The 21989-nt window shown below is 52.1% G+C and carries 19 protein-coding genes; 16 read left to right on the top strand and 3 right to left on the bottom strand.

The features are described 5' to 3' along the window. Nucleotides 1-16: 16 nt before the first annotated feature. Nucleotides 17-445: a universal stress protein UspC gene (gene uspC / locus OGY68_RS20435; protein ID WP_008785072.1), complete on the bottom strand. Its 429-nt coding sequence runs from the start codon at nt 443-445 to the stop codon at nt 17-19. A gap of 793 nt (nt 446-1238) precedes the next feature. Here uspC and flhD point away from each other — a divergent pair. From flhD to cheW, 6 genes are all read left to right on the top strand, one after another. Then, entirely contained in the window at nt 1239-1580 is a 342-nt protein-coding gene (flhD, locus tag OGY68_RS20430) for a flagellar transcriptional regulator FlhD (protein ID WP_003034622.1), read from the top strand. After that, a complete protein-coding gene (gene flhC / locus OGY68_RS20425) occupies nt 1577-2161 on the top strand; it encodes a flagellar transcriptional regulator FlhC (RefSeq protein ID WP_008785071.1) in 585 nt (194 codons plus the stop codon). Before flhD ends, flhC begins: the two co-directional genes overlap by 4 nt. 124 nt (nt 2162-2285) lie before the next feature. Further along, on the top strand, nt 2286-3173 hold the full coding sequence (gene motA, locus OGY68_RS20420; RefSeq protein WP_003034628.1) for a flagellar motor stator protein MotA: 888 nt from the start codon (nt 2286-2288) through the stop codon (nt 3171-3173). After that, the gene (gene motB, locus OGY68_RS20415) at nt 3170-4099 is read left to right on the top strand and encodes a flagellar motor protein MotB (protein ID WP_003034631.1); all 930 of its coding nucleotides are present in this window, start codon (nt 3170-3172) and stop codon (nt 4097-4099) included. Before motA ends, motB begins: the two co-directional genes overlap by 4 nt. Before the next feature lie 4 nt (nt 4100-4103). After that, nucleotides 4104-6140, top strand: a complete 2037-nt coding sequence (gene cheA, locus OGY68_RS20410; protein ID WP_057068897.1) for a chemotaxis protein CheA — start codon at nt 4104-4106, stop codon at nt 6138-6140. Between the two features lie 20 nt (nt 6141-6160). Further along, nucleotides 6161-6664, top strand: coding sequence for a chemotaxis protein CheW (gene cheW, locus OGY68_RS20405; protein WP_003034638.1), 504 nt, complete (start codon nt 6161-6163; stop codon nt 6662-6664). A gap of 76 nt (nt 6665-6740) precedes the next feature. Here cheW and OGY68_RS20400 read toward each other — a convergent pair whose 3' ends face one another. Then, nucleotides 6741-8000, bottom strand: a complete 1260-nt coding sequence (locus OGY68_RS20400) for a dicarboxylate/amino acid:cation symporter (RefSeq protein WP_057068900.1) — start codon at nt 7998-8000, stop codon at nt 6741-6743. Between the two features lie 406 nt (nt 8001-8406). Here OGY68_RS20400 and tar point away from each other — a divergent pair, with 406 nt between their 5' ends. The 10 genes from tar (at nt 8407) to bglB (ending at nt 19926) form a co-directional block, all read left to right on the top strand. Further along, on the top strand, nt 8407-10062 hold the full coding sequence (gene tar, locus OGY68_RS20395) for a methyl-accepting chemotaxis protein II (protein WP_003833879.1): 1656 nt from the start codon (nt 8407-8409) through the stop codon (nt 10060-10062). Nucleotides 10063-10105: 43 nt separating this feature from the next. Next, on the top strand, nt 10106-11707 hold the full coding sequence (gene tap / locus OGY68_RS20390) for a methyl-accepting chemotaxis protein IV (RefSeq protein ID WP_057095082.1): 1602 nt from the start codon (nt 10106-10108) through the stop codon (nt 11705-11707). A 19-nt stretch (nt 11708-11726) separates the two neighbouring features. After that, a complete protein-coding gene (cheR, locus tag OGY68_RS20385; protein ID WP_057068138.1) occupies nt 11727-12599 on the top strand; it encodes a protein-glutamate O-methyltransferase CheR in 873 nt (290 codons plus the stop codon). Beyond that, nucleotides 12596-13645: a protein-glutamate methylesterase/protein-glutamine glutaminase gene (locus tag OGY68_RS20380; RefSeq protein WP_003833872.1), complete on the top strand. Its 1050-nt coding sequence runs from the start codon at nt 12596-12598 to the stop codon at nt 13643-13645. The genes cheR and OGY68_RS20380 overlap by 4 nt, the downstream gene beginning before the upstream one ends. A gap of 17 nt (nt 13646-13662) precedes the next feature. Continuing rightward, nucleotides 13663-14052, top strand: a complete 390-nt coding sequence (gene cheY, locus OGY68_RS20375) for a chemotaxis response regulator CheY (RefSeq protein WP_003034656.1) — start codon at nt 13663-13665, stop codon at nt 14050-14052. Between the two features lie 10 nt (nt 14053-14062). Continuing rightward, nucleotides 14063-14707, top strand: a complete 645-nt coding sequence (gene cheZ / locus OGY68_RS20370) for a protein phosphatase CheZ (RefSeq protein WP_003034659.1) — start codon at nt 14063-14065, stop codon at nt 14705-14707. 158 nt (nt 14708-14865) lie between these two features. Beyond that, nucleotides 14866-16017, top strand: coding sequence for a flagellar biosynthesis protein FlhB (gene flhB / locus OGY68_RS20365; protein ID WP_003833866.1), 1152 nt, complete (start codon nt 14866-14868; stop codon nt 16015-16017). Further along, nucleotides 16010-18088: a flagellar biosynthesis protein FlhA gene (gene flhA, locus OGY68_RS20360; RefSeq protein WP_003034666.1), complete on the top strand. Its 2079-nt coding sequence runs from the start codon at nt 16010-16012 to the stop codon at nt 18086-18088. The genes flhB and flhA overlap by 8 nt, the downstream gene beginning before the upstream one ends. Beyond that, nucleotides 18088-18480, top strand: coding sequence for a flagellar protein FlhE (flhE, locus tag OGY68_RS20355; protein ID WP_003833862.1), 393 nt, complete (start codon nt 18088-18090; stop codon nt 18478-18480). Before flhA ends, flhE begins: the two co-directional genes overlap by 1 nt. Before the next feature lie 306 nt (nt 18481-18786). Further along, nucleotides 18787-19926, top strand: coding sequence for a beta-galactosidase BglB (gene bglB / locus OGY68_RS20350; RefSeq protein WP_032943794.1), 1140 nt, complete (start codon nt 18787-18789; stop codon nt 19924-19926). Here bglB and mrdA2 read toward each other — a convergent pair. Further along, nucleotides 19898-21835 (bottom strand): peptidoglycan DD-transpeptidase MrdA2, encoded by a 1938-nt coding sequence (mrdA2, locus tag OGY68_RS20345; RefSeq protein WP_057068135.1) that lies wholly within the window; start codon nt 21833-21835, stop codon nt 19898-19900. The two genes, bglB and mrdA2, sit on opposite strands and share 29 nt — an antisense overlap. Nucleotides 21836-21989: the final 154 nt, after the last annotated feature.

The following is a 21989-nucleotide window of genomic DNA, read 5'->3' as shown; positions in this document are numbered from 1 at the left end:
GTCGTGGCACTGTGGATTAATCTCCAGCTAGCGGAACCAGAAGAACGTCCACCTGGCTGGTATGAATCACGCTTTTCGCTGAACAGGAAGCGCGCGAAAAAAAACTGTGGTTATGGTTGCCGTAAATGACCAGATCAACGGCGTGTTTGCGGCATACATCCAGGATATGTTCATTCAGAGCCCCATAGGTAATAAAGGTATGTTCAATGGGGTATTCTGCTTCTTTGCTAAGTTTGTCGATAAAATCCTGAGTCTCTTCTTGCATCACTTCACGCAGGTCTTCCAGCATGGGGGCAGCAAACTGGTTATACAGTTCGGGGTCTGAGACCAGTGTAATCAGGCTAATTCGGGCGTTGACAGGGCGAGCGATAGAAACCGCCTTGTCTAACAACTGCTGACTTTCAGGGGTGGCGGCAACAGCAACAAGAATGTGCGAATAGCTCATAACTCGCTCCTTTTTTTCAAGAATTATGAGAGGGCTTTTCAGCTTTACTCAGCTTACCCCATACTGCAACGTTTCCCGCCTCGATAGTGTGAATGTCATCATGATTATTCATTAATTATTCTTATAAATAGAATAATCGATTCATATTAGTTGCAGATATGTTCAGGTTACTTAAGTGAAACCCACCGCTAATGAAAACAATGTGTTAATAAAAATTAAACATATATTAACATTTGCAAGGTCGTCACATCGCGGTATTAATTAATCACTCTAAATATTTAACTTATTGTTTCTAAAGAATTTAATTAAAAAATATTTTTGAGTTAAATATGTGATCCAGCTCGCTATTTCACGGCGTGATATTAACGGATGTGAACAAAATACTATTCGCTTTTATTGCAAGAATATTCGTACATCAGGAATTGAAATGGATGATGGCGGATTAAAAAATAAGCAAAGTAAAAGCTACGCTGATGGATTTATGTTAAGTGTTTGGCTGGTTTATGTGATCTTGATCACATATTCTTTAAATTCGCAGCATACCTCCGTTGTATGTGTAACTGACGGCGGGTAGAGTTGCGTCGAATTAGGAAAAATCTTAGACATTTGTAAGAATTGATGTGAGCTTGTAAGGGACGCTGCCTTCTTAAAAGGGAATGTTTAGACAACGCGTAAGTGTCGTCACGCTGCTATGTATTTGACCTTTTGCTTTTTTTTACCGGGCCTTCCCGGCGACATCACGGGGTGCGGTTTTACCGCATGAAAACAATGTTGGTTATTATGGATGCAAATAATGCATACATCCGAGTTGCTGAAACACATCTATGACATCAATTTGTCATATTTATTGCTTGCACAGCGTTTGATCGTTCAGGACAAAGCATCTGCGATGTTTCGCCTTGGTATCAGCGAGGAAATGGCGGACACGTTGGCAACATTAACACTTCCTCAAATGGTCAAACTGGCCGAAACAAACCAACTGGTATGTCATTTCCGTTTCGACGATCACCAGACTGTTACTCGCCTGACGCAAGACTCCCGCGTTGACGATCTTCAGCAAATTCATACTGGTATCATGCTTTCAACACGCCTGTTAAGCGACATCGATGATGCAGCACGTAAGAAAAGGGCTTGATGATGAGCGAAAAAAGCATTGTTCAGGAAGCGCGTGATATCCAGTTAGCAATGGAATTAATCACATTGGGCGCCCGTTTGCAAATGCTGGAAAGCGAAACGCAATTAAGCCGTGGTCGATTAATCAAGCTGTACAAAGAATTACGCGGTAGTCCTCCGCCAAAAGGGATGCTCCCGTTTTCCACCGACTGGTTTATGACGTGGGAACAAAATATTCATGCGTCGATGTTTTGCAATGCATGGCAATTCCTGCTCAAAACGGGTCTCTGTAGCGGCGTGGATGCCGTGATTAAGGCGTATCGGTTATATCTTGAGCAGTGTCCGCAGCCTGAAGAAGGGCCATTGTTGGCGTTAACCCGCGCGTGGACGCTGGTGCGATTTGTCGACAGCGGATTGCTGGAGTTGTCCCAATGCAATTGCTGCGGTGGGAATTTTATCACCCACGCACACCAACCCGCAGGCAGCTTTGCCTGTAGTTTATGCCAACCGCCATCACGGGCCGTAAAAAGACGTAAACTTTCCCAGAATGCTGCCGATATTATTCCACAACTGCTGGATGAACAGATCGAACAGGCTGTTTAACTGATACGGTGTGGATGAACACTCCAGCAGCGGTAAGCGATTACCGCTGCTTTTTTTTGTCCTGACCTTACGTTAATTGCCCGACTGCGCATCCTGTCATAGTCAATTGCGAAAGGATGATGTCGTGCTTATCTTATTAGGTTACCTGGTTGTTATTGGTACAGTTTTCGGCGGTTACATGATGACCGGCGGACACCTTGGGGCACTCTATCAACCGGCTGAGCTGGTGATTATCGGTGGTGCGGGTATTGGGGCATTCATCGTCGGCAATAACGGGAAAGCCATCAAAGGGACGATGAAAGCGATCCCGTTGCTTTTCCGTCGTTCGAAATACACCAAAGCGATGTATATGGATCTGCTGGCGCTCTTGTATCGCCTGATGGCCAAGTCACGTCAACAGGGCATGTTCTCGCTTGAACGCGACATCGAAAACCCAAAAGAAAGTGAAATCTTCGCCAGCTATCCGCGCATTCTTGCGGATGCCGTGATGCTTGATTTTATTGTCGATTATCTGCGACTGATCATCAGCGGCAACATGAATACGTTTGAGATTGAAGCGCTGATGGACGAAGAAATTGAGACTCATGAGAGCGAAGCCGAAGTTCCGGCGAATAGCCTGGCGATGGTTGGCGACTCGCTACCGGCATTCGGGATCGTCGCGGCCGTTATGGGTGTTGTGCATGCGCTGGCTTCTGCCGACCGCCCGGCAGCAGAGCTGGGTGCGTTGATTGCGCATGCGATGGTGGGAACATTCCTCGGTATTTTGCTGGCCTATGGATTTATTTCTCCGCTTGCCAGCGTTCTGCGCCAGAAAAGCGCTGAAACAACCAAAATGATGCAGTGCGTGAAGATAACGCTGCTCTCCAATCTGAATGGTTACGCGCCGCCGATTGCCGTTGAATTTGGTCGTAAGACACTGTACTCCAGCGAACGTCCTTCGTTTATCGAACTGGAAGAACATGTTCGTGCGGTGAGAAATCCAACTGCGCAACAGACGACCGAGGACGCATGAAAAATCAGGCCCATCCCATTATCGTTGTAAAGCGACGCAAACATAAGAATCACGGTGGTGGGGCGCATGGCTCGTGGAAAATCGCCTACGCCGATTTTATGACCGCGATGATGGCCTTCTTTCTGGTGATGTGGCTCATTTCTATTTCCAGCCCTAAAGAATTGATCCAGATTGCCGAATATTTCCGTACACCGCTGGCCACCGCAGTGACCGGGGGGAATCGTATTTCGAATAGCCAAAGCCCGATTCCAGGCGGCGGGGATGATTACACCCAGCAGCAGGGCGAGGTGAACAAGCAGCCGAATATTGATGACCTGAGAAAACGTATGGAACAGAGCCGCTTGAGCAAACTTCGCGGCGATCTCGATCAACTGATTGAATCCGATCCCAAACTGCGAGCGCTGCGTCCGCATTTAAAGATTGATTTAGTTCAGGAAGGGCTGCGGATACAGATTATCGACAGTCAGAATCGCCCGATGTTTAAGACCGGTAGCGCTGAAGTTGAGCCCTACATGCGCGATATCCTGCGCGCGATTGCTCCAGTGCTCAACGGGATCCCTAACCGGATCAGTCTTTCAGGTCACACGGATGATTACCCTTACGCGAATGGTGAGAAAGGGTACAGCAACTGGGAATTGTCTGCCGATCGCGCAAATGCATCGCGTCGCGAGCTGGTTAGCGGCGGTCTGGATGATGGAAAAGTATTACGTGTGGTAGGTATGGCCGCCACGATGCGTCTGAGCGATCGCGGTCCTGAAGACGCTATCAACCGCCGTATTAGCCTGCTGGTTCTCAATAAGCAGGCAGAAGAGGCCATTTTGCATGAAAACGCTGAAAGCCAGAATGAGCCGGTAAGTGTCTTACAACGGCCAGCGGAACTCCCGCCGGTAAGCGTTCCCACATCGCCACCAGCCAATCCGAGGTGATAGCGTGAGCATGGATATTAGCGATTTTTATCAGACATTTTTTGATGAAGCTGACGAACTGTTGGCTGATATGGAGCAACACCTGCTTGATTTGGTTCCTGAAGCCCCGGATTCCGAACAGCTGAATGCCATTTTTCGTGCAGCGCACTCGATTAAAGGCGGGGCGGGCACCTTCGGCTTTACCATTTTGCAGGAAACGACCCATCTGATGGAAAACCTGCTGGATGAAGCGCGGCGTGGCGAGATGCAGCTCAATGCCGACATTATCAACCTGTTTTTGGAAACGAAAGATATTATGCAGGAACAGCTCGACGCCTATAAAAGCTCAGTGGAGCCTGATGCCGACAGTTTTGAGTACATCTGCCAGGCGTTACGGCAGTTAGCGCTCGAAGCGAAAGGTGAAACCGCACCGGCAGTTGTTAACTCAGCAAAACTTAGCGTTGTTGACAGCGCCGCGATGCAGGAAGAGGCGGTTGCAAAGCCTGAACCCGCCAGTGAAGAGAGCAAAAAACGCATTACTCTCTCGCGTCTGAAAGCCAGCGAAGTGGATTTACTGGAAGAGGAACTGGGGAATCTGGCGACCTTAACCGATGTGGTAAAAGGAAGCGACACGTTATCAGCAACGCTTGATGGCAACCTCGCAGAAGATGACATCATCGCGGTGCTTTGCTTTGTGATTGAAGCTGACCAAATTGAATTCGAAACCGTCAGCGCAGCGCCTGTGGCAGTTGAAGCTGAAGAGGTGGCAGTTGTCACTGAACCGCAGCCGGTTGCTGTGGCACCTGCGGTGAAAGCTACCGCCAGTGAAGCACCACATAGCCGCGCGGAACGTGAAAAACCCGCCCGCGCCAGCGAGTCGACCAGTATCCGCGTAGCGGTTGAAAAGGTTGATCAGCTTATTAACCTGGTTGGCGAGTTGGTGATCACCCAGTCGATGCTGGCCCAGCGCTCTAACGAATTGGATCCTGTCAATCATGGCGATCTCATCACCAGTATGGGTCAGTTACAACGTAACGCCCGAGATTTGCAAGAGTCGGTGATGTCGATTCGTATGATGCCAATGGAGTACGTGTTTAGCCGTTTCCCTCGTCTGGTGCGCGATCTGGCCGGTAAGCTGGGTAAACAGGTCGAGCTGACGCAGGTAGGTAGTTCAACCGAACTCGATAAGAGCCTGATTGAACGCATCATCGATCCGTTGACGCACCTGGTGCGTAACAGCCTCGACCATGGTATCGAACTGCCGGAAAAACGCCTTGAATCCGGCAAAAGCCCAATCGGCAATCTGACGCTTTCCGCAGAGCATCAGGGCGGGAATATTTGTATTGAAGTGACCGATGATGGCGCTGGCCTGAACCGCGAACGTATCCTGGCTAAAGCTGTCTCTCAGGGCATGCCGATCCACGAAAACATGAGTGATGACGAAGTGGGTATGTTGATCTTCGCTCCAGGCTTTTCGACTGCCGAACAGGTGACGGATGTTTCCGGACGCGGCGTGGGTATGGATGTGGTGAAGCGAAATATCCAGGAGATGGGCGGCCATGTTGAGATCCAGTCTAAACAGGGACAGGGGACCACTATTCGCATTCTGCTGCCTCTGACGCTGGCGATCCTCGACGGGATGTCCGTGCGTGTGGCCGATGAGGTCTTCATTCTGCCACTGAATGCCGTTATGGAGTCGCTGCAACCGCGCGAAGAAGATCTCCATCCGCTGGCCGGAGGAGAGCGCGTTCTGGAAGTGCGTGGCGAATATTTACCACTGGTTGAGTTGTGGAAAGTCTTTGAGGTTGAAGGCGCTAAAACTGAAGCGACTCAGGGCATTGTGGTCATTTTACAAAGTGCAGGGCGTCGCTATGCGCTGCTGGTCGATCAGTTAATTGGCCAACACCAGGTAGTGGTCAAAAACCTGGAAAGCAACTACCGCAAAGTGCCAGGTATTTCTGCTGCAACGATCCTCGGCGACGGCAGCGTCGCGCTGATTGTCGATGTCTCTGCATTGCAGGGGTTAAACCGCGAACAACGTGTGGCGATCACAGCCGCCTGATTGAGTGAGAAGGGAATTATATGACCGGTATGAGTAATGTAACTAAACTGGCCGGCGAACCGTCAGGTCAGGAATTCCTCGTGTTTACGCTGGGGGATGAAGAGTACGGTATCGATATCCTGAAAGTGCAGGAAATCCGTGGTTATGATCAGGTGACGCGCATCGCTAACACGCCTGCGTTTATCAAAGGCGTCACAAACCTGCGTGGTGTGATTGTGCCTATCGTCGACCTGCGCGTGAAATTTAGCCAGAGCGATGTGGATTACAATGAAAACACCGTGGTGATTGTGCTTAATCTGGGTCAGCGGGTGGTTGGAATTGTGGTAGATGGCGTCTCGGATGTGCTGTCGCTGACAACGGATCAAATCCGTCCGGCACCGGAGTTTGCGGTCACGCTGTCGACGGAATATTTGACGGGATTGGGTGCGCTGGGTGACCGGATGCTGATTCTGGTCAACATTGAGAAACTGCTGAACAGCGAAGAAATGGCGCTGCTGGATATTGCCGCTTCCCACGTCGCATAATCGCCATAACTCATCCGGCCTACAATGATTGCTGTTGCAGGCCGGATTAGCGTAGCGCATCCGGCAGATTTCCCTCTTACGCTTCCCGCTCAACCAGCTCCGGTTCTTCTTCCAGTAAACCTTCATCCTGCGCCAGCATCGCCGTTGCAATCCCGTTACCTAATACGTTGATTGCTGAACGTCCCATATCCAGGAAGTGGTCAATTCCCATCAGCAACAGGATCCCGGCGACCGGAATGTTAAAGCTCGGGATGGTTGCAGCCAGCACTACCAGTGCTGAACGCGGCACACCGGCAATCCCTTTGGACGCCAGCATCAGCGTCAGCATCAGGACGGTGATTTCTGCGAAGGAGAGGTGAATATTATAGGCCTGCGCGATAAACATGGAGGCAAATGAACAATAGACCATGGAACCGACCAGGTTAAACGAATAACCGATAGGCAGCACGAATGACACGATGTTGGGTGAGCAGCCAAATTTAGTTAATTGCTCCAGCGTTTTCGGATAAGCAGCTTCGGAACTGCTGGTGGTGAAGGCGACCAGAACCGGGTCTTTCAGCATGCTCACCAGGCGGAATACCTCTTTTTTTAGCATCACATAACCCACAGCCAGCAGAACCAGGCAGGTCAGCAAAATAGCCACATAGTAGCCGCCGATGAACGAGGCATAGTTGAGCAGAATCCCCAAACCCTGGGTAGAGATAACAGAGGAGATGGCGGCAAAAATTGCCAGCGGCGCAACGTACATCACGTAGCCGGTCACTTTGAGCATAATATGGGAAACCACATCCAGCGCCGCAACCAGCGGGGCGTTGAATTTCTCACCAAGGGATGCGCCGCCAATACCGAAGAACATTGAGAACACCACAATTTGCAGGATCTCATTGTTAGCCATCGCTTCGGCGATGCTGGTTGGAATGGTATGTGTCAGAAAACCTTTCAGGCTCATGCCGCCCACTGCCAGGCCGGTGTCGGTGGTTTCCAGCGGGATCGCCAGGTTCAGCCCGCTGCCGGGTTGCTCAAGGGAAACCACAAACAGACCGACCAGGATAGACAATATAGAAGAGCTGATAAACCAGATCATCGCTTTGCCGCCCACGCGTCCGATGGTGGACGTTTCTCCCAGGCGCATAATACCAACGGTCAGGGTGCTGAATACTAAAGGCGCGATCACCATTTTAATCAGGCGTAAAAAGATGTCGGTAAGAAGCGTAATGTTATCGGCCCAGGCGGTCACGACGCCGGGGGAGGCATAAGAGTGGATCACCGCACCCGACAGGATCCCCGCCAGCATGAAGATCACGATAAACAACGTGAGTTTGTTTGCATTTGCCACTAAAAAGCCCTCAGTAAGGATTTAACATTTATTGATCGGTTACTCATTTTTTATACTTATTAAGTGGTAACGAGGTATTCATCATATAAATTGGATTAAAGCGTAAACGGATACAACTTTTTTTAATTTTTTATCCATTTTGTTGTGGTATTTACGATGCGTATGTGTGATCTCAATCACATAAAAATGCGTATTTCGGCCATTCTGACCGTGCTCACCGATGAAAATAAATGTTATTTACATGATAATTATGGTGTTTTTATGTGAATGATTTGTGGTTGCTGCACACCCGTTTTATCTTCCCCTCGCCAGGCTTCACATCCCTTCAGGATTTCCTTTTCGCAAACGTAAAGTTATCTCAGCGAGTGCCGATAACGTTGATAACTCGTTTTCAGGAAGGTGCCTTATGTTTAACCGTATCCGCGTTGTCACAATGCTGATGATGGTGCTGGGGGTTTTCGCACTGCTACAGCTTGTTTCCGGTGGTCTGTTGTTTTCTTCATTGCAGCAGAATCAGCAAAGTTTTGTTATTTCTAACGATCTTCGACAGCAGCAAAGTGAACTCACCTCAACATGGGATCTGATGCTGCAGACACGAATCAATTTAAGCCGTTCTTCTGCGCGCATGATGATGGATGCATCTAACCAGCAAAGCAGCGCCAAAAACGATCTGCTGAAGAATGCGAAAGCATCGCTGGCGCAGGCTGAAACGCATTACGCAAAATTTAAAAACATCACACCGTTGCCGGAAATGGCAGAAGCCAGCGGCAACGTTGAGGAAAAATATCAGCAGTACCATGCGGCCCTGGCAGAACTGGTTCAGTTTCTGGAAAGCGGCAATATGGACGCCTACTTCGCGCAGCCTACGCAGGGAATGCAAAACGCGCTCGGCGAGGCGCTGGGCAAGTACGCCAGCGTTAGCGAAAAGCTTTACGTCCAGGCATTTGATCAAAGCGCGCGGGATTACCATTTCGCCCAATGGCAGCTCGGCGTGCTGGCCGTGGTGCTGGTGCTGATTCTGGTGGTGGTCTGGTATGGCATCCGTCATACCCTGCTTAATCCTCTGTCCCGTGTCATTGCCCATATCCGGGAAATCGCCAGCGGTAACCTGACCGCAACTCTCGCCGTTAGTGGCCGTAACGAAATTGGCGAGCTGGCCAGTACGGTTGATCATATGCAGCGCTCGCTGACGGAAACTGTCACTCTGGTGCGTGAAGGCTCTGATGCGATTTATTCCGGTACCAGCGAAATTGCCAGCGGAAACACTGACCTTTCATCTCGTACGGAACAGCAGGCGTCTGCACTGGAAGAGACCGCAGCCAGCATGGAACAGCTGACCGCAACTGTGAAGCAAAACGCGGACAACGCGCGTCAGGCCTCGCAACTGGCAAAAAGCGCGTCCGATACCGCGCAGCATGGCGGCAAAGTGGTTGATAGCGTGGTGAACACCATGCACGAAATCGCCGATAGCTCGAAGAAAATCGCTGACATCATCAGCGTCATCGATGGTATTGCCTTTCAGACCAACATTCTCGCACTGAACGCGGCGGTTGAAGCAGCGCGTGCCGGTGAGCAAGGCCGCGGCTTTGCCGTGGTAGCGGGTGAAGTGCGTAATCTGGCAAGTCGCAGTGCGCAGGCGGCGAAAGAGATCAAAGCATTGATTGAAGATTCCGTTTCCCGGGTTGATACCGGTTCCGTACTGGTAGAAAGCGCCGGCGAAACAATGAACGATATCGTCAATGCCGTGACGCGGGTGACCGACATTATGGGCGAGATTGCCTCGGCATCTGACGAGCAAAGCCGGGGGATTGATCAGGTTGCGCTCGCGGTCTCTGAAATGGATCGCGTTACGCAGCAGAACGCCTCTTTGGTACAGGAGTCAGCTGCCGCAGCGGCCGCTCTTGAAGAACAGGCCAGTCGCTTAACGCAGTCGGTATCGACTTTCCGTCTTGCGTCACGTCCGGCCTCGACAAAACCACGCGATACACGATTACCAGCAGCCCCGAGTGCATCCTATCCGCGCCAGAGCATTGAACAAGATACGAATTGGGAAACATTTTGACTGATAGTTAAACCGCGGCCAGTGCCGCCCAATGGGAGCGTTGATGTTTAATCGTATTCGAATATCGACCACGCTGTTTTTGATTTTAATCCTCTGCGGTGTTTTGCAGATTGGCAGTAATGGCTTGTCCTTCTGGGCATTTCGGGACGGTTTTCAGAACCTGAATCAGGTCGAACGGAGTAATCAGCAACGCGCTGCGCTGGCCCAAACCCGCGCTGTGTTATTACAGGCCAGTACGGCCCTTAATAAGGCAGGGACGCTGACCGCCCTGAGCTATCCGCCAGAGGACATCAAAACGCTGATGACCCTCGCGCGCGACAGCCTGGTGCAGTCTGAATTGATGTTTAAACGCTTTATGGCGACGTCGGATTCGACGGAACAAGGCAAGGCGCTGTTAGGCGCAACTGAGAAAAATTTCAACCAGTGGCATAGCGCTCTCGCGCATCAGGCCACCTGGCTTGAAAACAATCAGTTGTCAGATTTTTTGACCGCGCCGGTGCAGGCGGCTCAGGATGCTTTTGATGCGAATGTGAATGCGTGGCAGAGCAACATCGACAGCGTGTTACAAACGGCAGGCGATCAGAGCCAGCGAAATTACCATATGTCGGGGGTGATTTTCGCCACCATGGTGGTACTGGCGGCACTGCTCACCAGCGGTGCGCTGTTCTGGTCGCGCAAGATGATCGTTCAGCCGCTGGCGATTATTGGCAGCCATTTCGACAGTATTGCCGCGGGGAACCTGGCACGACCGGTAGCGGTTTATGGTCGCAATGAGATCTCGGCCATTTTTGCCAGCCTGCAGAAGATGCAAAAGGCGTTACGCGAAACGGTCAGTGACGTTCGTCAGGGCAGCTCAGCCATGCATAGCGGTATTTCAGAAATTGCAATGGGCAATAACGATTTATCTTCGCGAACCGAACAGCAAGCGGCCGCGCTGGCACAAACGGCGGCCAGCATGGAGCAACTGACCGCCACCGTCGGCCAGAACGCTGATAACGCACGCCAGGCGTCAGGAATCGCCAAAAGTGCGGCAGACACAGCGCATAAAGGTGGCGAGCAGACGTCCCGGGTCGCCAGCACTATGCATGAGATTTCTGCCAGCTCGCAGAAAATCGGCGACATCATCGGCGTGATTGACAGCATTGCCTTCCAGACCAATATCCTGGCGTTGAATGCCGCGGTAGAGGCCGCCAGGGCGGGGGAGCAAGGGCGTGGTTTTGCCGTCGTCGCTGGTGAGGTGCGCAATCTGGCAAGCCGTAGCGCACAGGCGGCGAAAGAAATTAAGGGACTGATTGAGGAATCTGTCACCCGGGTGCATCAGGGCTCGCAGCTGGTGGATATGGCGTCGCGCACTATGACGGAAATAGTCAGTTCGGTGACCCGGGTTAACGACATCATGGGCGAGATTGCCTCGGCATCCGATGAACAGCGCAGAGGCATTGAGCAGGTGGCGCAGGCCGTCAGCCAGATGGACTCCGTGACGCAGCAAAACGCCGGTCTGGTGGAAGAAGCCGCATCCGCCGCCGGACAACTTGCGACGCAGGCCGATCATCTTTCTGCTTGTGTCGCATTTTTTAAACTTGAAGAGCAAACCGTAGCAAAACAAGAGTTGGCGCAGCCTCAGGTTGCGCCCGTTGTATCCTGAATGTGATTGAGAAGGCGCTATGACATCATCTCTGCCCTCCGGGCAAACGTCATTATTGTTACAGATGACACAGCGCCTCGCGCTGTCTGACGCGCATTTTCGTCGGATATGTCAATTAATCTACCAGCGTGCGGGGATCGTACTGGCCGACCATAAGCGGGACATGGTTTATAACCGCCTGGTTCGTCGTCTGCGTACCCTGGGGCTGGAGGACTTTGGTCGCTATCTCAGCATGCTGGAAGCTAACCAGAACAGTGCTGAGTGGCAGGCTTTTATTAACTCCCTGACTACCAACCTGACCGCATTTTTTCGCGAAGGGCATCATTTTCCGGTGCTGTCAGATCACGCTCGTCGGCGCAGCGGTGAATACCGCGTCTGGAGCGCGGCGGCGTCAACCGGAGAAGAACCCTACAGCATTGCGATTACGCTTGCCGATACCTTAGGTATGGCACCGGGCCGCTGGCGCGTTTTTGCCAGCGACATTGATACCGAAGTACTGGAAAAGGCCAGAAACGGCATTTACCGCCTCGATGAGCTAAAGACGCTGTCACCCCAGCAGTTGCAGCGTTATTTCATGCGCGGCACCGGGCCGCATGAAGGACTGGTACGCGTTAGGCAGGAACTGGCAGGTCATGTTGAATTTTCCAGCGTGAACTTACTGGATAAGCAGTACAACGTGCCAGGCCCTTTTGATGCCATATTTTGTCGTAACGTGATGATCTATTTCGATAAAACGACACAACAGGACATTTTGCACCGTTTTGTTCCACTTCTTAAACCTGACGGGCTGCTGTTTGCAGGTCATTCAGAAAACTTTAGCAACCTTGTGCGCGAGTTTAGCCTGCGTGGACAGACCGTGTATGCGCATGCGCCAGGTAAGGATAAAGCATGAGTAAAATCAGGGTGTTGTCGGTAGATGATTCTGCATTGATGCGTCAAATCATGACCGAAATTATTAACAGTCACAGTGATATGGAAATGGTGGCGACGGCGCCGGATCCGTTGGTCGCCCGGGATTTAATCAAAAAATACAATCCCGACGTCCTGACGCTGGACGTGGAAATGCCGCGTATGGACGGCCTCGACTTCCTGGAGAAGTTGATGCGCCTGCGTCCAATGCCTGTGGTGATGGTTTCTTCACTGACCGGTAAAGGTTCAGAGGTCACGCTGCGGGCCTTGGAACTGGGGGCGATTGATTTTGTCACCAAACCGCAACTGGGGATCCGCGAAGGGATGCTGGCATATAGCGAGATGATTGCCGAAAAGATCCGCACCGCATCGCGCGCAAAACTGGCGGCCCATAAGCCCATGGCGGCACCGACGACCTTGAAAGCAGGGCCGTTACTCAGTTCGGAAAAGCTGCTGGTGATTGGGGCGTCAACCGGAGGAACAGAGGCAATTCGCCATGTACTCCAGCCATTGCCGCTTTCAAGCCCCGGTATTCTTATTACCCAGCATATGCCGCCAGGGTTTACCCGTTCGTTCGCCGAACGTCTGAACAAACTGTGCCAGATAACCGTGAAAGAGGCAGAAGACGGAGAGCGCGTACTCCCGGGGCATGCATATATCGCGCCGGGCGACAAGCATATGGAACTGGCGCGTAGTGGCGCGAACTATCAAATCAAAATTCATGACGGTCCGCCGGTTAATCGGCATCGGCCCTCAGTGGATGTGCTGTTCCATTCGGTGGCGAAACATGCGGGGCGCAATGCCGTCGGGGTGATCCTGACCGGTATGGGCAACGATGGCGCAGCCGGAATGTTAGCGATGAATCAGGCGGGAGCCTGGACCATTGCGCAAAACGAAGCAAGTTGTGTGGTGTTCGGCATGCCGCGCGAGGCCATCAATATGGGTGGCGTAAGCGAAGTGGTCGATCTTAGCCAGGTGAGCCAGCAAATGCTGGTGAAAATTAGTGCCGGACAGGCAATACGTATTTGAATCAGGAGTTTATTTTTATGGCGGATAAAGAGCTTAAGTTTTTGGTTGTGGATGACTTTTCCACCATGCGTCGCATCGTGCGTAACCTGCTTAAAGAGCTGGGATTCAACAATGTTGAAGAGGCTGAAGACGGCGTGGATGCGCTGAACAAGCTGCAGGCTGGGGGATTCGGTTTTGTTATTTCTGACTGGAACATGCCGAACATGGATGGACTGGAACTGCTGAAAACCATCCGTGCTGATGGCGGGATGGCTTCTCTGCCGGTGCTGATGGTCACGGCAGAAGCGAAAAAAGAGAACATCATTGCGGCAGCACAGGCAGGTGCCAGTGGCTATGTCGTGAAACCGTTCACGGCGGCGACGCTGGAAGAAAAACTGAATAAAATCTTTGAGAAACTGGGCATGTGAGGGTGTGATGATGATGCAACCACAAATTAAACCTGCTGACGAACACTCTGCAGGGGACATCATCGCGCGCATCGGCAGTTTGACCCGAATGCTGCGCGACAGCCTGCGTGAACTGGGGCTGGATCAGGCCATTGCCGAAGCGGCAGAAGCGATTCCTGATGCCCGCGATCGTCTCGATTATGTTGTGCAGATGACCGCGCAGGCGGCGGAGCGTGCGCTAAACAGCGTAGAAGCTTCGCAGCCGCATCAGGACGCGATGGAAAAAGGGGCCAAAGACCTGACTAAACGCTGGGATGAATGGTTCGAAAATCCGATCGAACTCTCCGATGCCCGTGAGCTGGTCACTGATACCCGTCAGTTCCTTGGTGATGTGCCTGGACATACCAGCTTTACCAATGCCCAGCTGCTGGACATCATGATGGCGCAGGATTTCCAGGATCTCACCGGTCAGGTCATCAAGCGCATGATGGATGTTATCCAGGAGATTGAACGTCAGCTGCTGATGGTTCTGTTGGAAAACATTCCGGAACAGGGCGCACGTCCAAAACGTGAAAACGAAAGCTTGCTTAACGGCCCGCAGGTTGACGCCTCGAAAGCCGGCGTAGTAGCAAGTCAGGATCAGGTTGACGACCTGCTGGATAGCCTCGGGTTCTGATGCGTATTTGCCGGATGTGAGGCGTGGGCCTCTCATCCGGCTTACACGCAATTCAGCTTAAAGCCATAAATCCCGTCTTTTTTACCGCTTACTCTTCCCATTGCTGGATAGCTGTTCTGGCATCATTCTCGCCTATATCTCTATCCAGGGTCTGATGCGTGGCAGAAGAAAGCGACGACGACAAAACAGAAGCCCCCACACCCCACCGACTTGAAAAAGCGCGGGAAGAAGGGCAGATCCCCCGATCCAAAGAGCTAACCTCACTGCTTATTTTGCTGGTGGGTGTGTGCATTATCTGGATTGGTGGGGAGTCGCTTGCCCGCAGGCTGGCTGGCATGCTGTCGGCCGGATTACGTTTTGACCACAGTATGGTTAACGACCCTAATCTGATCCTCAGCCAAATCATCCTGCTGATTAAAGACGCGATGATTGCGCTGTTGCCGTTGATTACCGGCGTCGTTCTGGTGGCTTTAATTTCCCCGGTGATGCTTGGCGGCTTGATTTTCAGCGGTAAATCCCTGCAACCCAAATTCTCTAAGCTGAATCCGTTGCCGGGCATTAAGCGCATGTTTTCCGCGCAAACCGGCGCAGAACTGCTCAAAGCGATACTGAAGTCCACGTTGGTGGGAAGCGTGGCCGGATTTTATCTCTGGCATAACTGGCCAGCGATGATGCGTCTGATGGCGGAGTCACCGATCACGGCGATGGGCAACGCCCTGGATTTAGTCGGTATGTGTGCACTTCTGGTGGTACTTGGCGTCATTCCGATGGTGGGGTTCGACGTCTTTTTCCAGATCTATAGCCATGTGAAAAAGCTACGTATGTCGCGTCAGGATATCCGCGATGAATTTAAGCAAAGCGAAGGTGACCCGCACGTTAAAGGCAAAATACGTCAAATGCAGCGCGCGGCCGCTCAGCGTCGCATGATGGCGGATGTGCCGAAAGCAGACGTTATTGTCACTAACCCTACGCACTACTCAGTGGCGTTGAAGTATGACGAGAACAAAATGAGTGCGCCGAAAGTTGTTGCGAAAGGGGCCGGGCTGGTTGCGCTGCGCATTCGTGAAATTGGCGCAGAGCACCGTGTCCCGACATTAGAAGCGCCGCCACTGGCGCGTGCGCTCTATCGTCATGCTGAAATTGGTCAGCAAATACCGGGTCAATTATATGCCGCCGTTGCTGAAGTACTGGCATGGGTATGGCAGCTAAAACGCTGGCGTCTGGCTGGCGGCAAGCGTCCACCACAACCTGAAAACCTTCCGGTGCCAGAAGCACTGGATTTTATGAACGAGAAGAATACTGATGGCTAATCTGGTCGCGATGCTGCGTCTGCCCAGCAACCTGAAATCCACGCAATGGCAAATCCTTGCCGGACCGATCCTCATCCTGCTGATTCTGTCGATGATGGTGCTGCCGCTGCCGGCTTTCGTCCTCGATTTGCTGTTCACATTTAACATTGCGCTGTCGATCATGGTGCTGCTGGTGGCGATGTTCACCCAGCGTACACTGGAGTTTGCCGCATTCCCGACGATTTTGCTGTTTACCACATTATTACGTCTGGCGCTGAACGTCGCGTCTACCCGTATCATTTTGATGGAAGGACACACTGGCGCGGCGGCGGCGGGGAAGGTGGTTGAAGCCTTCGGCCACTTCCTGGTGGGCGGTAACTTTGCGATCGGCATCGTGGTCTTCGTGATTCTCGTCATCATTAACTTTATGGTAATCACCAAAGGTGCGGGGCGTATCGCCGAGGTTGGCGCGCGCTTCGTGCTGGATGGTATGCCCGGCAAGCAGATGGCGATTGATGCGGATTTGAATGCCGGTCTGATTGGCGAAGATGAAGCTAAAAAACGACGCTCGGAAGTGACCCAGGAAGCGGATTTTTACGGCTCAATGGACGGTGCGAGTAAATTCGTCCGTGGAGATGCCATCGCCGGTATTTTGATCATGGTGATCAACGTGGTCGGCGGTCTGTTAGTTGGGGTGTTGCAGCATGGTATGAGCATGGGCAGCGCTGCGGAAAGTTATACCCTGTTGACCATCGGTGACGGGCTGGTGGCACAAATTCCTGCGCTGGTTATCTCTACCGCGGCGGGTGTTATCGTGACCCGCGTGAGTACCGACCAGGACGTAGGCGAACAGATGGTGACCCAACTGTTCAGCAATCCTAGCGTTATGCTGCTCAGTGCGGCGGTGCTTGGACTTTTGGGTCTGGTTCCGGGCATGCCGAACCTGGTGTTTCTGATGTTTACCGCCGCGTTACTGGGTCTGGCCTGGTGGATGCGCGGGCGTGAGCAAAAAGCGCCGGATGAACCGCAGCCGGTGAAAATGCCGGAAAACAACTCCGTGGTGGAAGCCACATGGAACGACGTGCAGTTGGAAGATTCGCTGGGCATGGAGGTAGGTTACCGCCTGATCCCAATGGTGGACTTTCAACAGGATGGCGAGTTGCTGGGGCGAATTCGCAGTATTCGTAAGAAATTTGCCCAGGATATGGGCTTCCTGCCGCCGGTGGTACACATTCGAGACAATATGGATCTGCAGCCAGCCCGCTATCGAATTTTGATGAAAGGGGTAGAAATTGGCAGCGGTGACGCCTATCCGGGACGCTGGCTGGCCATTAACCCGGGTACTGCCGCCGGGTCGCTGCCGGGTGAGAAAACGGTCGATCCGGCGTTCGGACTGGACGCTATCTGGATTGAAAGCGCATTGAAGGAACAGGCGCAGATTCAGGGCTTTACGGTGGTTGAAGCCAGTACTGTTGTCGCTACGCATCTAAACCACCTGATTGGGCAGTTCGCCGCTGAGCTGTTTGGCCGTCAGGAAGCGCAGCAGTTACTGGATCGAGTGTCGCAGGAGATGCCAAAGCTGACGGAAGATCTGGTGCCGGGCGTTGTGACGCTCACCACGCTGCATAAAGTGCTGCAGAACTTGCTGGATGAGAAAGTACCGATTCGCGATATGCGCACCATTCTTGAAACGCTGGCGGAACATGCGCCGTTGCAAAACGATCCGCATGAGCTTACCGCGGTCGTCCGTGTTGCGTTAGGACGTGCCATCACTCAGCAGTGGTTCCCGGGTAATGAAGAGGTTCAGGTTATCGGTCTTGATACTCCGCTCGAGCGTTTGCTGCTGCAAGCGCTGCAGGGGGGCGGCGGTCTGGAGCCTGGGCTTGCAGACCGACTGCTGGCCCAGACTCAGGAAGCGCTGTCCCGGCAGGAAATGTTGGGCGCGCCGCCGGTCTTGCTGGTTAATCACGCGTTACGTCCGTTACTGGCGCGGTTTTTACGCCGCAGCATCCCGCAGTTGGTGGTGTTATCGAATATGGAGCTTTCCGATAACCGCCATATCCGCATGACGGCGACCATTGGAGGTAAATAATGCGTAAGTTACTGTGGTTGTTGTTTTTTCCTCTGGTGGCGCAGGCCGCCGGAGAAGGGGCCTGGCAGGCAAGTGGCATGGGGATCACCTTAAATCACCGTGGCCAGTCAGCCTCGTCTGATCCTTTGGTTCCCAGCCAGCCGGTCTCAGGCTTGATGACGCTGGTGGCCTGGCGCTATGAGCTGAATGGCCCAACGCCCGCAGGTTTGCGGGTGCGTTTATGTTCTCAGTCCCGTTGTGTCGAACTGGACGGGCAAAGTGGGACCACCAACGGGTTCAATAACGTTCCGGCCATTGAACCGATGCATTTTGTCTGGGAGGTCCCCGGCGGTGGTCGCCTGATCCCCGCGTTACGCATTCAGAGCAATCAGGTGATTGTGAACTACCGTTAACACCCTCCGTCATTCAGACCAGCAGTTGAAACTGCTGGTTGTTTCAACATTCCAGTCTCTCATTCAATTAAATAGAAACGCAGTTTTATAAAATAAGTGACGTACGTTGCCGGACTCTTTGTATTCTTGCCATTTCACGAATCCTTCTGGCAGAAATAGAAAGGTTTCACTTCCTGTTAGCTTTTACTGTGACCCTATAAGGATGCCCATTGTCAAAGCGAGGATTGCGGGGCCTCCAAAAAAGCTGCTGCGCCGTAACAGGGGCAGGTCACAGCATTGAATCCGACATTGACAGAGGTTTAGTAAATGATTGTTTACCCGGTTAAACATAGCCCGTTATTGCGCCAGCCAGAACATTTTATTGCCAGGGATGAATTAAAAACGCTGATCAAAAAGGTGACGCATAACCTGGTCAATATTCATGACGAAACCGGCGAGTTCTTGCTGCGTCTGGACGATGGACGCGTAATTGATACTAAAGGCTGGGCGGGATGGGAGTGGACACACGGCGTCGGCCTGTACGGGATGTATCAGTACTATCTGCAAACCGGCGATGAAACGATGCGCGATATCATCGATAGCTGGTTTGCCGATCGCTTTGCTGAAGGTGCAACGACTAAAAACGTGAACACCATGGCGCCATTTTTAACGTTGGCGTATCGCTATGAAGAGACGCGTAATCCAGCGTATCTGCCGTGGCTCGACAGCTGGGCTGAGTGGGCAATGCATGAGATGCCGCGTACCGAATTTGGTGGTATGCAACACATCACGCTGGCGGAAGAAAACCATCAACAGATGTGGGATGACACGCTGATGATGACGGTTTTACCGCTGGCGAAGATTGGCAAGCTACTCAATCGCCCGGACTACATCGAAGAGGCAACGTATCAGTTCCTGCTGCACGTGCAAAACCTGATGGATAAAGAAACGGGGCTGTGGTTCCACGGCTGGAGCTATGAAGGAAATCATAACTTTGCTAATGCCCGCTGGGCGCGTGGCAACAGTTGGTTAACTATCGTGATCCCGGACTTCCTCGAATTACTTGATTTCCCGGAAAGCAATGCTGTTCACCGCTATCTGGTACAGGTCCTGAACGCGCAAATCGCGGCGCTGGCGAAATGCCAGGATGAAAGTGGGTTGTGGCATACCTTGCTGGACGACCCGCAGTCGTATCTGGAAGCATCGGCAACTGCCGGATTTGCCTATGGGATCCTCAAAGCAGTACGTAAACGCTATGTTGGGCAAGAGTATGCGCCGGTAGCCGAAAAAGCCATTCGCGGCATTGTGCAGCATATTTCACCGGAAGGTGAACTGCTGCACACCTCGTTTGGTACCGGGATGGGACACAATCTTGATTTCTACCGCAACATCCCTCGGACCTCCATGCCTTACGGACAGGCGATGGCGATGCTGTGCCTTACCGAATACTTGCGAAAGTATTTTTGATATCGGTATTCGATGGCGATACCGCTATCGGTCCTGATTGTTCAGTCGTCACTGTTTGTACCGTATTGTCCTGCGGGGCAAACAGATGATCCATGATCTGACGCATAACCGGCGCGGCGGTGACACCATCGCTGCCGCCGTTTTCCAGAATTAACGCCACCGCGACCTTCGGGTTCTTATAGGGTGCAAATGCGGTATAGAACACGTGGTCGCGCAAGCGGACAGGGATCATCTTCGCATTGTAGGTCTGATTTTCTTTCAGGCTAAAGACCTGCGAGGTGCCGCTTTTTGCCGCAATGCCGTAAGGCGCGGTGTGAAAGAACTTATAACCTGTACCATTTGGTTCATTCGCCATGCCGAACATCGCCTGACGCACCAGTCCCCAGTAGGGCGATGAGGCTGAGGCGATTTGTGACGGTACTTCTGGAGCCTGATACGGCGTGATGGTTTTGCCGCTCTCTTCATCGAGCAGCAGGTGAGGGACGATAACCTTGCCGTTGTTAATCAGTGCGACCATGGCTTTTACCATCTGGATAGGTGTGGCAATCCAGTAGCCCTGACCGATGCCAACTGAAATAGTGTCCCCCTGATACCAGGCTTTTTTGTGCACTTTTTGCTTCCATTCGCGGCTCGGGAGCAGGCCGTTATACTCCTCATCAAGATCGATGCCGGTCGGTTTACCGTAACCAAACTGGCTGAGCATGCTGTTAATCCGGTCGATCCCCATCATATACGCCACCTGATAGAAGAACGTATCGGCAGACTCTTCTATCGCTTTGGTGACATCCAGCATACCGTGGCCCGTTTTTTTCCAGTCACGGTAATGTCGCTCGGTGCCGGGTAGCGTCCAGGTAGGGGCGCCGAAGAAACTGGTCTGCGGCGTGATTACCCCGTTCAGTAATGCCGACATAGCCATATACGGTTTGACCGTTGAAGCGGGAGGGTACAATCCCTGCGTGACGCGGTTGATTAATGGCAGGTCTTTATCCTGGAGTAACTTGTTATAGTCCTGATAGCTGATGCCTTTGACAAACGGATTAGGGTCATAGCTGGGGTTTGAGACCATCGCCAGTACGGAACCGTCGTGTGGATCTTCAACCAAAACGGCGGCACGCTGGCCAGCCAACAAGCTCTCAATGTATTGCTGTAAATGTAAATCCAGCGTCAGATGGATATCTTTTCCGGCAACGGGCGGCACATCTTTGATCAGGCGTACGATGCGTCCGTGGTTATCTACTTCCACCTCCTGATAACCGGTTTTTCCATGCAGTTCGTTTTCGTAATAGCGCTCAATACCTTGCTTACCGATGTTGTGATCGGCGGCGTAGTTCTCCGCCAGACCCTTTTGATCCAGTGCTTTCAGGTCGTTGTCATTGATTTTTGAAACATAACCCAGGACATGCGCCAGCGCCGCGCCATAGGGATACTGGCGGTCTTCGTAACTATTGATGTTGACGCCGCTAAAATGAAACTGGTTTACCGAAAAACGGGCGATTTCGACATCGGTTAGCGCATTTTTTAGCACCACAGGACGATAGCGGCTGCTGGCTTTCAGCTCATGGCGAAACTGGTCTATGTCATCAGGTGTGAGGTCAACGATCGGCGTGAGCTGCTGGAGTAACGCATTCATATCGCTGATTTTATACGGCGTAACGGAAATATCGTACCAGGTAACGTTGCGCACCAGCGGGATGCCGTTGCGATCGTAAATCATGCCACGCGTTGGGGCGACGGGCAGCATTTTGATGTCGTTTGCATTCGACCGGGTGGTGTAATACTGGTGCTGACAGATTTGTAAGTTATACAGATTGTAAATCAGGATGCCAAAACAGATGACTACCAGGCCAAAGGCCATCAATACACGCCGCTGGAAGAGCTTTTCTTCCGCCTCAAAATCTCTGAATGTCATTGACCCGTACCCGATTAATTCGCCGCCTAATGATACGGAGGCTTAGACGGGATGACAGGCAAAAGATGTTCCATATCTCTAGGGAAATGTGTCATTCCTTGTGGGTTGTTACAAATTACAGTAAGCGTAGCCGTTTCTTGTCGACCTGATTGCG

This window comes from Citrobacter sp. Cpo065 (genome assembly GCF_030332805.1).
GTDB lineage: Bacteria > Pseudomonadota > Gammaproteobacteria > Enterobacterales > Enterobacteriaceae > Citrobacter > Citrobacter portucalensis.
This window is presented reverse-complemented; position numbering and strand designations above follow the sequence as displayed.